The following is a 12,544-nucleotide window of genomic DNA, read 5'->3' on the forward strand; positions in this document are numbered from 1 at the left end:
GGAAGTCAAAGGAGGGGTGAACCGGCACTCCATCCACAAGGGAGGAAAACCGTGAAGAAGCTTTTCATTTCGACCGCGTTGGCGGCCTTGATGTCGACCAATGCGATGGCTGCAAAAATTGGCGTCAGCATCGTCAACTTCGACAACAATTTTCAGACGTTGCTGAGGGACGGCATGCAGGCCCGCGCCAAACAGAAGGGCGCCGGCATCCAGATCGAGGACGCGCAGAACGACGTCGCCAAGCAGCTTGACCAGGTGAAGAACTTCATCGCCACCGGCGTCGACGCCATCATCGTCACGCTGGTCGACACCAATGCGTCAAGGACGCTCAGCGAGGAAGCTGCCAAGGCCGGCATCCCGCTGGTCTTCGTCAACCTCGAACCGTCAGACATGGCGAACCTGCCGGAGAAACAGGTCTATGTCGGCTCCAACGAGGTGGAGTCCGGCACACTGGAAGCGTTCGAGGTGTGCAAGATGCTGCGCGCTAAAGGCAAGTCGGCAGGTGCCAACGCCTACATCGTCATGGGCAGCCTCGTCCACCAGGCGGCCCTGCAGCGGACCAAGGATGTCGAGCAAATCTTCGGCACCGACATGTGCAACTTCATCAAGATCATCGACAAGCAGTCGTCCGAATGGTCGCGCGACAATGCGCAGAATCTGATGACCAACTGGCTGACCGCCGGCGGCGCGCCGGACGCCGTCATCGCCAACAATGACGAATCCGCTATCGGCGCCATCCTGGCGCTGAAGGCCAACGGCATCGACATGAAGAACGTCGTCGTCGGCGGCATCGACGCCACGCAGGACGGGTTGCAGTCGATGAAGGCGGGCGATCTTTCTGTGACGGTTTTCCAGAACGCCAAGGGGCAGGGCGGCGGCGGTGTCGACGCGGCCCTTGCGCTGGCCAAGGGCGAGAAGGTCAACCGTGTCGTCTACGTGCCGTTCGAGCTGGTGACGCCGGTCAACGCGGCCGACTACCTCAACAAGAACTAGTCCCAGGACGGGGCCTCTAGGCGGCTGTCATTGCCGTTCCGGAGGCCCGACCGCAACTCATAGAGGAAAAAATGTCCAGCTGGACCACGGTCTGCGGCCTCGACGATATCGAACAGGAAGGTGCCCGCCGTTTCGACCATGAAGGCCGGACCTACGCAGTCTTCCGCTCACCCGACGACGAGGTCTTTTGCACGGATGGCCTGTGCACACATGAGGCCGTCCATCTCGCCGACGGGCTTGTCATGGACTACGAGGTTGAATGCCCCAAGCATGCCGGTGCCTTCGATTATCGCACTGGCGCGGCAAAGCGGCTGCCGCCCTGCATAAATCTGCGCACCTATCCTGCGAAGGTGGAGGCGGGCTCCGTCCTGGTTGCGATGCCGGCAACAGGTGTCTGAAGCTTGCTGGGACAGGCGACCTGGTCCTGGACCGCTTCGGTCAGTTAACTACTATGCAAGCGGCGTGTCGGCGTTCTGACGACGGTCGTTGTGGCAGCTTGCAGATGCGTGGTTGCTTGACACGGAATGGCTGAAATCGACACGCCAGTCCGCGTGACGAATATAAAGCGGTCATGTTCGGGACATTGGTTTCCTGGCGTCGTCCACCACTCGCAGCTTAGGCGAGACTCGATCGGCAAACGGCTCGACCACCGTGCTTTGAAACTCCTTTCTCAAGAACGTCGCAAGCTGCCTGACCGGCAAACGCGGCTGCTGCGGAAGAACCATATGAAGTTCGCCCCCTTTATCCGGCCGCTTTGCATCCGCCTTTCCCGTTGGGAGAAGAGGCTGGCATTGGATGGCAATCCCGGTGAGGGGGCATTCTTCCACATGTGACATCAGGGCGCCTTGCTGCATGGCCGCGCCATGACGGACATCTCGACCCAGGAGCAAGTGAATGGCCCGTTCGATGGATCGTCAGGTGGTCGAGGCGCTGATCTTGACGCGCAGGCGGGGCCAGTCCCGTCGCGCGAGGACATTCTGGATGACCTGCTCGATGCGGGGAGCGGTGATCTAGCTGGACGACAGCAAGCCGCCGATTGCAAACTGTCAGAAAACTGCGTATATTTCTGACAGGACAGGAGATCGGCATGCGGTTGAGCGAACAGATTTTGGGGCATACGGAGGGCTTGCCCGAGGGTACGCCCGTGTCCGCGAAGAGCTTGCTTCACCTTGGCAATCGGGCTGCGGTGGATCAGGCGTTGTCGCGCCTGGCGGAGCGTGGCCAACTGATCCGCGCTGGCCGCGGCGTCTATCTGCGTCCCGTGACGAGCCGGTTTGGCACGCGGTCGCCTTCGGTGGAGCAGGCGGTCAATGCGCTCGCCAGCCAGCGCGGCGAAGTCATCGTGTCCAGCGGTGCGGCGGCCGCCAACACGCTTGGCCTCACGACACAGGTCCCGGTCCGCTCGGTCTATTTGACCTCGGGCCGCACCCGGAAAATGAACCTCGGCAGGCAGGTGGTCGAACTGCGGCACGCACCGCGCTGGCAGCTCGCCTTGGCCAATCGGCCGGCTGGTGAGGCAGTCCGGGCGCTGGCTTGGCTTGGTCCCGAGAAGGCCGAGGCGGCGCTCTTGGCTTTGAAGCGCAAACTTCCGCAGACCACCTTCAACGAGCTGGTGGCGGCGGCGCCGCAGCTTCCGACCTGGCTCGCGCGCAGCGTGGGAAAGGCGGCGCATGGCTGACGCATTCCTCAGCCTTTCGGCCGCGAATCGCCGCGAAGTCTTGGCCGTCGCGGCGGACCGGTCCGGTCGCCCGGTGCACCTGCTCGAAAAGGATGCCTGGGTGGTCTGGGCGCTTGCTGCCCTCTATGGCTCGCCCCTGCGCGAACACCTGGTCTTCAAGGGCGGCACATCGCTGTCGAAAGCCTACAGGGTCATCCGTCGATTTTCCGAGGACGTCGATCTCACCTATGACATCCGCGCGCTTGCTCCCGACCTGGTGGGCGACAATGGCGAGGCCTTGCCGAAGACCCGGAGCGAGGAGAAGCGCTGGTCGAGCGAGGTCCGCAAGCGCCTGCCCGAGTGGGTGGCGGGAACGGCGCAGCCGACCATCGCGAATGCGCTCGCCTGCCAGGGATTGGCGGCGGCTATCCGCGTCGAAGACGACAAGCTGTTTATCGATTACGAGGCGACGGCGACCGGTTCGGGATATGTCGCGCCGAGCGTGATGCTCGAGTTTGGGGCGCGCTCAACCGGTGAGCCGGCGAGTCCGCGCGATGTCGTCTGCGACGCGACGGGCTTGGTGGAAGCGGTGGAATTTCCCGCCGCTCGGCCGCGCGTTATGCACGCCGAGCGGACGTTTTGGGAGAAGGCGACGGCGATCCATGTCTTCTGCCTGCAGGCACGACTGCGTGGTGACAGGTTCGCACGTCATTGGCACGACGTCGCCAGGCTGGATGAGGCCGGCCTAGCGGCCACTGCGTTTGCAGATAGAGAGCTCGCCCAGGCGGTCGCGCGCCACAAAGGCATGTTTTTCGCAGAGAAGGCGGCCGACCGCGAACCGATCGATTACGCGGTCGCGGTCAACGGCGGCCTGCGTCTTGTGCCCGACGGCGACGCGCTGAACGCGCTGGAAGACGAGTATCTTCGTATGGTCGAGGACGGGCTGCTGCTGGAGGAGGCCGAGCCCTTCGAAGCGCTTATGGCGCCATGCGCCGACATAGCCGCGCGGGCCAATCGCGTGGGCTCATAGGGGGAAGATGCTGGCTCGAGGGTCGGAATGGAGCCGGTGGGAACCGTACTTGCCCAAAGCTCACTTCGAGGTAACAACTCCAACCGAGTGCACAGCGTTTCTCGCATCAGACAGCGGCTGTCCTTCCCCAAGTTCGTTAGCGCACCGACACATCAAGATGTGCTTGCCTGATATCGGGGTCCACGGCAATTCGAACCGCTGCCAGCTTCTACCCTGTCGCGGTCCTACCGTTGCAGTCTGCCAGTTGCCTCCACCATCCACACTGACCTCGACACGCGTTATCCGATGATCGCCCCAAGCCCAGCCCCATATCCTTGTCGGTATGCCGGCTTGCAACTGGTCAACAGGGGAGGGGGATACGATGACCGACTCCGGGGCGACACTCCAAACCGGTTTCGTGCCCGAAGGCGTGGGATCATTGTAGAAGCGCGTCGTATAGGGCCCGCTCGCGCGCCGTTCCGCAGCCGTGATCGAACCAACCCATTTCACAGAGTTTGTGCCGTACCACCCCGGCACAACCAGGCGAACCGGACCTCCGCGCTCGCAAGTGAGTGGCTGGCCGTTGAGTTCCAGTGCCAGGAGAACTTCGTCGGCCAACGCCTTGTCGATCGGCAGATCTTTTTGATAGGCGTCTTCAACGCCGGAGTACTCGCCCCACTCGAGTCCACACGTCCAGATGAAGGAGGCTTTGTGGTTCATCCTGGCCTGTTCCAGAACAAGCGACAGCGGAACCCCTTTCCAAACCACATTCCCAATCCTGCGCTTGGCCACTGTCGGCGCAAGAGGGCTGCCAGCGCATTCGTGAAATGACATGTACTCACGCTGCGGCATTGCCTGGAGATCCGCCAGACGCAACGTCATCGGGTTCTCGACAAGACCGTTTATGTCCAAATACCAATGCTCGGGGTCGATCTGCAGAAACCCCATATGGGTGACCAGGAACAGATCATCTGAGGGCGTAATCCACGAGCCTAGCGCGTGAACGCCCTCGGCGGGTCCTTGAAACGAGAAACCGTTCCTGGCCATGTACATGCCCGGGCGTCTCATGGGAGATTCTACTCCGTTAGCGTCAATGCAACAGACGCGCACTCAAAACACCCTCGGCCCGACTTTCCGTAAAATTAATGGGCTTTCGCCGCGTCCGGTTCACGGCGAGATCGAAGACGTCGAACCGATTGTAGCCCGCGACCACATCATGGAACCGTTTCGGTTCAACACAATCAGCAAGATCGATCTGCGCATAGCCGATGCCCTCATCGATCATTTCATCACCAATCGGCGTTCCGATAGGGCTGAGGAAAAAGCTGCTGGCTCGCGGACTGGCATCCAGGATCGCCTGAATCGTCGGATCATCAACAGCGATCGACTTGCACGCGTCGTTATCAAGGTGTCCCGCGACAATGATCCCGAAGCATTTCGCCTCGAAGCAATGGGCCGATGCCCGAATGCGGTTGGCTGCACGGTTGTCGTAGTTGTCCCTCTCGCTGGGCAGGCGAGTAGGCCAGATGGGTGGATAGCTGCTGATATGAACTTGCTCGCCCTGGGCCATCAGACTGTAACGGGCCAGTGGATTTGTATTTTCACCGCAAATGAGGGCCCCGACACGACCGATCCTGGTGTCCGCCACCGTCAAACCGGCGCCATCACCGGGATCCCAGACCAGTTTTTCGAAGAAGGTTGCTACCAGTTTCCGATGGTGAACCAGGATTTTGCCGCTGTCTGAAATGAGGATGTTGCTGTTCCATAACGCCGCGATACTCGCCGGGTTGTGCTCGGAAAAACCAAGCGAGACAAAGACGCCATTATCCGCAGCTGCCTTTCGCACCTTTTCAATCTCGGGGCCATCGGCGAAGACCGAACCGGCTGAGAAGCGTTTGAAATGCTCGTGCGATTGAATGGGTGGATATAATGCCGCCCAGACAGGAAAGCCCGGAAGAAAGCTTTCCGAAAAAACCACCAAAGATGCGCCGTTGCGGGCCGCCTCGGCAATGACCGAGCACGCTTTGTCCGCGCTTGCCGAGGAATCGAGGTAAACGGGGGCGACATGGGCCGCGGCCGCCTTGAAGTTCACGTGACCCATCGAAACCTCCAATGTTCAGACCTGCGACAGCCAGCGAAACCCCTGGCCAGCAACACCTACGATTGCCGTTTTGCCGTCAGCCCAATTTCAATGCGCGCTCCCAGCGGGAGGCTGGCGCACCCGATGGTGGTGCGCGAAGGGTAAGGTGCCGAAAATTGTTCGGCGTAGATCTGGTTCATTTGGCCAAAGTCGCCCATATCGGTGAGATAGACATTGACCGATACCACATCGTCAGGGCCTAACCCTGCCGCTTCGAGAACCTGGAATAGATTGGCGAAACACTGACGCGTCTGGTCGGCGACATTTCCCTCGACCAGCCTGCCGGATTTGGGGTCGAGCGGCGTCTGCCCGGAGCAGAACAGTAAGTCGCCGGCCCACGTCGCGTGTGAGTACGGTCCGACTGCGGCAGCGTTCGAGGCATTCACGGTCTGACGAGACATGCTACGCTTCTCCTGATGGGTTTTGCGCGATGAAGCGCCGACGCGAAACACCGCAGCAGGTTTGCCCAAGGTGCCTTTGGTCCCTCAGCGCATTTGATCGACGGACGATAGCAGAACAAATTTGAGCGCCAAGTCCAACAGAGTGCACTGTGCCGTGCAAAAATGAACGGGTTTGTAGCGAGCCGTCGTCGTGCAGTCGGGGACGGGCTGCTCCCAATTCTCTGTTAAGAGCCGGTTGGGCTGCGGCATCTGGAAGGACACGGACAGGCCGCGCGCGGCTATGCACGGGCTTCTGCGAGGCTGCTCGCAGCCGTAGATCCTTTGACGGCGAAATTTGCACCGCTGTCTGCAAAAACGGTGAATTCCACGCGAGTGCGATTTCAGCCAATAATCACGAAGGGCACAACAGAGGGGCCATGATAGCCATGTCGCACATCAGCCGTGATGCTACCGATACTCTGGACATTCACCGCCTGCGTGCTGACACACCGGGAACGCAAAACAGAAACCATCTCAACAATGCAGGCGCATCCTTGATGCCGAGCCCGGTCATTGAGGCTGTCACCCGTTACGTGAGACGGGAGGGTGAGATTGGCGGCTACGAGGCTGCCGCCGAGGCCAACGCCGCGCTGGAGGCAACATATGATAGCGTGGCCAGCCTTGTAAACTGCAGCCGCGACGAGATAGCGATAGCTGAGAACGCCACGATTGCTTGGCAGCGGGCTTTTTATTCGCTCTCGTTTAAGCCTGGGGACAGAATACTGACGGCAAGTGCCGAGTTTGCGGCCAACTACGTAGCTTTTCTCCAAGTTGCCAAACGCACTGGCGCCACGGTGGAAGTCATTCCCAATGATGCCTCGGGCGTTCTCGACCCCCATGCGTTGGAGGCTATGCTGGACGACCGCGTCCGATTGATTGCGATCACCTGGATCCCTACCAATGGTGGGCTGATCAATCCTGCAGCAGCGGTCGGTCGCATAGCGCGCCGGAACCGCATCCTTTATCTGCTCGATGCATGCCAAGCTGCCGGCCAAATGCCGATCGACGTTGCTGCGCTGGGCTGCGATATGTTGACGGCTACTGGAAGGAAGTTCCTGCGCGCGCCGCGTGGAACCGGTTTTCTCTATATCCGCCAGTCATTGCTAGAGACGATCGAGCCGGCAATGATCGACCTTTATGGCGCTCATTGGATCGCACCAGATCGCTACGAGCTTCGACCCGATGCTAGACGTTTTGAAACCTGGGAGAAAAACTACTCCGTTCGCCTTGGCCTGCGGGCAGCAGTGGATTACGCCCTTGAGATCGGACTGGACAAGATCGAGCAACGTTGCAGGCGCCTTTCGTCGAGACTGCGCGAAGGGCTGAACGATACAAAGGCAGTGTCCGTACATGATCTCGGGACGCAATTTGCCTCTATAATCTCGTTTACGGTCGCCGACCGCCCCTCGCAGGACGTCATGACCCATTTGACAAACAAGGGCATCAACGTGTCGGTATCGCCACCTTCGAGCACACTTATTGATGCTTTTACGCGACGCCTCCCGCCCGTGGTGCGCGCGTCTCCGCATTACTACAACACCGAGGCAGAAATCGACAGTTTCCTGGAGGCAATCGCTGACATCTCTGCCTAGTCGGTCGGTTCGCTACTGAAGAATGCCTGCCGAGCCAGAGCGTGTGGCAAAGCTGCTCATGGCTCTCAACATTCAAACCGTCGACTTCGCACGGAACAAGGAGACCGCAACCCCCTGCAGGACGGTAGTCCAACTGCGACTGGATCAGACAGCGCCACGGCCTGCTGTTGATCGGACTGGCGACGTGCCTTGAACTCCATCAGTATCCGTCCTGACAGCTCAATCTATCTTGCGGTCTTCGATGCCGCCCAGCGTATGACGCCCATCGTGGTCCTGAAGTCGGCCACGGAACGGCACGCGATTTCCGGCTCCCGTGAGGCAGCCGATCAGCGAGACAAGCTGGTTGCAGCCGGTGCTTGCGACACTCGCCACTGTGAGTGTTGTCCCGGCTATGCCTGCGCTTCGGTACTACAGGATCGTGAGACGCGACCCTGTCTTGTGCCTCACGAAACGCTGCCTCGGCAGTGGCCTGCATGAGAGGCAGAGGGCCTCGCGAGCTCTCGCGTATGCCGGCAGAGCGAAGCTGCAACTCTAGTCGGAAGATTTTTGCTCGGCTAATGCGACTTGTCGCCCTATGGTGTGCAAAAATAGACGACGGGCACATGGCTACACCGCTTGATCATTTGGACTGGGATGACCTGAAGCTGTTCCTCCGCGCGGTACGGAGCAAAAGCATCACAGGCGCGTCCCGTCTCCTCGGCGTCAGTCACTCAACAGTTTCACGACGTCTCAGCAGGTTGGAATACGCGGTCGGGGCAGGGCTTTTCGAACGAACACGGGACGGTCTCGTCCTGACAACCGTGGGCATGACGGTCCTTCGAAGGGCAGAGGAAATCGAGCTCGGTGTAAACAGTCTGCGTTCGGACATGAGCAGCCAGAGCGAGGTCAGCGGAACCGTGAGACTGGCAACAATGGAAGGGATTGCCTCGCTTTATCTCGCGTCGCAGTTGACACGTCTTACGTCAAAATACCCCGATCTGCTTCTGGAGTTGATCACGTCACCGCAAACAGTGCGCGTTGCCCGCCGCGAAGCGGACCTCTTCATGAGTTTTTTCAAACCTCAGGGAAAGGCCCTCGTGGGTGAGTGCATCGGCCGCTTCGCCACACGGCTTTACGCCTCTCCGTCCTATCTTGATAAATACGGAATTCCCGAAGGCAAGGAGGATCTCCGAAGACATCATTTTGTCGGCTACATCGAGGAACTGGTTCAGCTCGAGGCGGTCCGCTGGCTCGAAGATTTCATCCCCAGCCCAAATCTTGCCTTCGCCTCCAACAGCATGATTGCCCAAATGTTTGCGGCCTCGGGCGGCGCGGGGATCGTCGCGCTTCCAGAATTCGCTCTGCGCGTGAACACGGGTCTGGTCAACGTCCTGCCGGATCTGCGGGGCCACAGGGACGTTTGGCTTTCCGTCCATCAGGATATGGCGAATCTTTCCCGAATTCGTGTGGTGAGCAGGTTTTTGAAGGAACTCATGACTAGCGATGAGGCAAAGCTCGGCGGCCGCCAGATGTGGACGCAGGCCCAATAAGTCGTTGTCGCCAGTATCGCTCGTGCGCAGTCGGGCGGTGAATGCTGGTCGCTTCTCGTGCCGCTGACGATGACAACCGGCGACGCAAGACGGGCGAGCTTTCAGGCCCACGTCCCTTGACGGTCGTTGCGAGGCTCCGGGAGCCGCCTCAACGCGGCGCTTGTTCCGCCTTGCTCTTCTCGGGCGATTGCGATGTCGAGCGGCGAAGTGAGCCCGGGCTGCGCTGAAGACAGTGGGACCCGCACCTGCTGATCCAAGGAACGGCTCGAACGCGCAAACTCAATCCCCCTGCCGGGTCTGTTTGAAATCTCCTCGCTCATTTAATTCTACAAATCGGTAGGCTTATGCATATCGAATGCGTATCCCGCTGCAGTCATGAGGAGGCGAATTTCAGTAGCCTAGCGATATCCGCATGCGATGCCTGACGAAACGATGCAAATATGCATCATTACGATGCAGTTATGCACACAATGTCCATCTCAAGACATATTACTCGTCGTATAAGCGGATTTACCATTGCATTCGTTCTCCCCTGCGGCTGGATCATCGCGTTTCCGAACTCAGCCGCTGTGGGAAAGTGCAGTTTTCCCTCAGCAGGATCACAAGATGAAGAAGTCCACGCCGTCAATCGCCGACCTAGGCTTCCTCATGATCGACTGGATCGATGACGAGGGGCGCATTTCAGCGGTCAACGCTTTCGAAGCTCAGGAACTGGGAATCGACGGCCGGGACGCGATCAATCTGGCCCTGGAACGCGTCTACAGCAGCACTTCGGCACAACTCCTCAGGGCGATGGTCAGGGGAGAGCACGTCGCCGACGCCACGTTTCCGATCTGGGTGAACGCGCCTTCCTACAGCGAGGTGCCAATGGTTGCGATCGCCGTTCCAGACGCGCCGCGTGGCCTTGCCATCGTCAAGCAGGCGCTTTCACCGGCCGTCCTGGGCATTGGCCCCGAGTTGGTGGAGCGCGTCGAAATACTCTCTCAAATGATCGGTGCGGCGACCGAGGCATGCTGGTGTATCGAATTCCTTGACCCAGTCGATACCTCACTTGCCGAAGAGGAGATCGTCGAACGGGTATTTTCCAATGAGAGCCGCTGGCGCGCCTGCAATGAGGCGATGGCACGGCTTTACCGGGTGCCGGAAGGCCTCGACTTCAATTTGCAACCCGTGGCGCGATATTTCCCTGACACCGAGGTCAACCGCCAGATGGTAAGAGATCTTGTGCGGTCGGACTACCGCCTTGATCATGCCGCCGCCATTGATCGCAGGCATGACGGCACCGAGATGCTCGTTGAGAACGACTTCCGTGCCGCCATCAAGGACGGACGCCTGATCCGTCTTTGGGGAACGACACGAGATATTGGTCCACATAAGAGGCGCGAACAACAACTGTCCGATCGCGCCGACACGATGCTCGACATATTGAGCGCAACTCCCGATCCAATCCTGGTCATTTCCGAGCAGGGTGCGGTTCTTGCAGCCAATCCGGCCGCTGAGGCCGCCTGGGCTCGCCCTGCCGACCAAATTCTCGGACGCTCGATCCAGCACTTCATCGAAACGCGCAATGCCGTCGAAAAGCTGCGCCGAGCGGCTTCAGATGGCGAGGATGGCGAATGCGACCTTGGTGTCATTTCGGCCGATGACAGCCGTGACACATGGCGCTTTCGTTCCGCTCGCATGGAGGGCGAGGTTCGACGCTACGTTCTGACAGCGCGGCGCAGAGCCAAACGCCGCACACGCCTCCTCGCAGAGGAGGCCTTGTGATGAAGTTTTACGCCAACGACGTCACAAACCTTGCCAACCGTCGGCTGCGGCCGTCTTTCATTGACGATGCACAATTTGGTTCCTTTCTGGAAGCTCTTCCCGATGGAGCGGCGCTCCTTGAAGTCGATGGCAGGATCAAACTCGTCAACAGCAAGCTCGAGCTCCTGCTCAATCTCGCCGGCGGCGACCTTGTCGGCTCCGAGCTCGCAAAGCACACGAAGACGGCAGGCCCCGTCATACAGAAACTTTCCGCTGCCCTTCAGCAGCTCAAGCGCATCGAAGTGGCCGGCTCCCTCAACTCGCAGCGAAGCGTCGTCGCCTCGCTGAGTATTCTGCGCACCGCGGATGGCGGAGCCTATGGCGCGCTGCTGACGATGAGGGAGGCCGGCCGGCACGGCCGAAGCGCCGACGTGTCGGATAACTTCCGCTTCGAGGCGGAGGCGTCAGGGAGCGCAAGGACGCGTCTCGTCCGGCTATCTCCGATCGAGGCCATCGCGAAGCAGGCAAAGACCGCCCTCGAGCGAGGGGCAAACGTGCTGTTCACGGGAGAGACGGGAACCGGAAAGACCGAACTCTCCCTGGCGGTCGGAAGAGCAAGGGACCCTGAGGCGCCTCCGTTCATCCATGTCAGATGCGGCATGCTTTCCGATGACCAGTTCGACGGGGAAATGTTCGGCATCGAGCCAGGCTCGCCGATGGACACTTCGACGCGCGGAAAGCTCGGCTATTTGGAGGCCGCCGACGGCGGCATTCTCTTCCTCGACCAGGTCACCGATCTATCGGCGTCCTCGCAGTCGAAGCTCGTCGCCGTTCTCGAGACGCAAACCTTCAGCCGGCTCGGCTCCGCACAGCGGCGGCAGGCGAGGGTACGGGTCATCGCGGCAACCAGTGAGAACCTGTCGGATCACGTGGCGAGCGGCAAGTTCAGGGGCGATCTCTATTACCGCATCGCCGTCATGGCTTTTGAGCTTCCACCCCTGAGGAACCAGACAGGCTTGGTGGAGGCGTTGGTCGATCATCATCTTCGCCGCCTTAATCTGGGGCGTAAGCCGCAACTCAGGCTCTCGCCCGAGTTCATGGATAGACTAAAGGCGCATGGATATCCCGGCAACATACGGGAACTCGTCAACATTCTCGAGCGCGCCGCCGCGGCTGCCGACCAAGTGGCGCTTGCAGAGCACTTCGTTGCGCTGACCCCGACGGCCGTCTCCACTCCCGTGCCCGCCGACCCCGTCAACGCGGCACCTTCTGCCAACCTCAAGGACTTGGTTCGGGAGTTCGAGGCTTGGGTCATTGAAAAATCTATCGCCGGAAGTCGAAGCAAGCGCAGCGCCGCCAAGTCGCTCGGCATCGATATCGCGACCCTCGTTAGGAAAACCAAACAGAGACAATGAGCTTTGAAAAAAGAAAGGGGAAT

At 60.0% G+C, this 12,544-nt stretch carries 12 protein-coding genes; 9 read left to right on the forward strand and 3 right to left on the reverse strand.

Annotated features, from left to right (window positions below; genetic code table 11):
• Positions 1-51: 51 nt before the first annotated feature.
• The 5 genes from NKJ67_RS04160 to NKJ67_RS04180 all read left to right on the forward strand — a co-directional run bounded on the left by NKJ67_RS04160 (position 52) and on the right by NKJ67_RS04180 (position 3,680).
• A complete protein-coding gene (locus tag NKJ67_RS04160) occupies positions 52-993 on the forward strand; it encodes a substrate-binding domain-containing protein (RefSeq protein WP_352580604.1) in 942 nt (313 codons plus the stop codon).
• 71 nt (positions 994-1,064) lie between these two features.
• Entirely contained in the window at positions 1,065-1,391 is a 327-nt protein-coding gene (locus NKJ67_RS04165) for a MocE family 2Fe-2S type ferredoxin (protein ID WP_352580605.1), read from the forward strand.
• 126 nt (positions 1,392-1,517) lie between these two features.
• Positions 1,518-1,826 (forward strand): hypothetical protein, encoded by a 309-nt coding sequence (locus tag NKJ67_RS04170; protein WP_352580606.1) that lies wholly within the window; start codon positions 1,518-1,520, stop codon positions 1,824-1,826.
• A 254-nt stretch (positions 1,827-2,080) separates the two neighbouring features.
• Complete coding sequence (locus NKJ67_RS04175; protein ID WP_352441603.1) at positions 2,081-2,671, forward strand: DUF6088 family protein; 591 nt, start codon at positions 2,081-2,083, stop codon at positions 2,669-2,671.
• Positions 2,664-3,680 (forward strand): nucleotidyl transferase AbiEii/AbiGii toxin family protein, encoded by a 1,017-nt coding sequence (locus tag NKJ67_RS04180; RefSeq protein WP_352580607.1) that lies wholly within the window; start codon positions 2,664-2,666, stop codon positions 3,678-3,680. The genes NKJ67_RS04175 and NKJ67_RS04180 overlap by 8 nt, the downstream gene beginning before the upstream one ends.
• 60 nt (positions 3,681-3,740) lie before the next feature.
• On the opposite strand, the gene NKJ67_RS04185 is transcribed toward NKJ67_RS04180, so the two are convergent.
• Genes NKJ67_RS04185 through NKJ67_RS04195 form a run of 3 tightly spaced genes read right to left on the reverse strand, consistent with a single transcriptional unit; the run spans position 3,741 to position 6,200 of the window.
• Positions 3,741-4,727, reverse strand: a complete 987-nt coding sequence (locus NKJ67_RS04185; protein WP_352580608.1) for a molybdopterin-dependent oxidoreductase — start codon at positions 4,725-4,727, stop codon at positions 3,741-3,743.
• Between the two features lie 22 nt (positions 4,728-4,749).
• Positions 4,750-5,760, reverse strand: a complete 1,011-nt coding sequence (locus tag NKJ67_RS04190; protein ID WP_352580609.1) for a carbon-nitrogen hydrolase family protein — start codon at positions 5,758-5,760, stop codon at positions 4,750-4,752.
• A gap of 56 nt (positions 5,761-5,816) precedes the next feature.
• A complete protein-coding gene (locus tag NKJ67_RS04195) occupies positions 5,817-6,200 on the reverse strand; it encodes a RidA family protein (protein WP_352441690.1) in 384 nt (127 codons plus the stop codon).
• A gap of 425 nt (positions 6,201-6,625) precedes the next feature.
• Between NKJ67_RS04195 and NKJ67_RS04200 the strand changes: the two genes are divergently transcribed.
• The 4 genes from NKJ67_RS04200 (at position 6,626) to NKJ67_RS04215 (ending at position 12,521) form a co-directional block, all read left to right on the forward strand.
• Complete coding sequence (locus tag NKJ67_RS04200) at positions 6,626-7,831, forward strand: aminotransferase class V-fold PLP-dependent enzyme (protein WP_352441606.1); 1,206 nt, start codon at positions 6,626-6,628, stop codon at positions 7,829-7,831.
• Between the two features lie 602 nt (positions 7,832-8,433).
• Positions 8,434-9,360, forward strand: coding sequence for a LysR family transcriptional regulator (locus tag NKJ67_RS04205; protein ID WP_352580610.1), 927 nt, complete (start codon positions 8,434-8,436; stop codon positions 9,358-9,360).
• Between the two features lie 606 nt (positions 9,361-9,966).
• Positions 9,967-11,127, forward strand: coding sequence for a PAS domain-containing protein (locus tag NKJ67_RS04210; RefSeq protein ID WP_352580611.1), 1,161 nt, complete (start codon positions 9,967-9,969; stop codon positions 11,125-11,127).
• On the forward strand, positions 11,127-12,521 hold the full coding sequence (locus NKJ67_RS04215; protein ID WP_352580612.1) for a sigma 54-interacting transcriptional regulator: 1,395 nt from the start codon (positions 11,127-11,129) through the stop codon (positions 12,519-12,521). Before NKJ67_RS04210 ends, NKJ67_RS04215 begins: the two co-directional genes overlap by 1 nt.
• The last annotated feature ends 23 nt before the right edge of the window (positions 12,522-12,544 follow it).

It is taken from the genome of Mesorhizobium sp. M0088 (assembly GCF_040322895.1).
GTDB lineage: Bacteria > Pseudomonadota > Alphaproteobacteria > Rhizobiales > Rhizobiaceae > Mesorhizobium.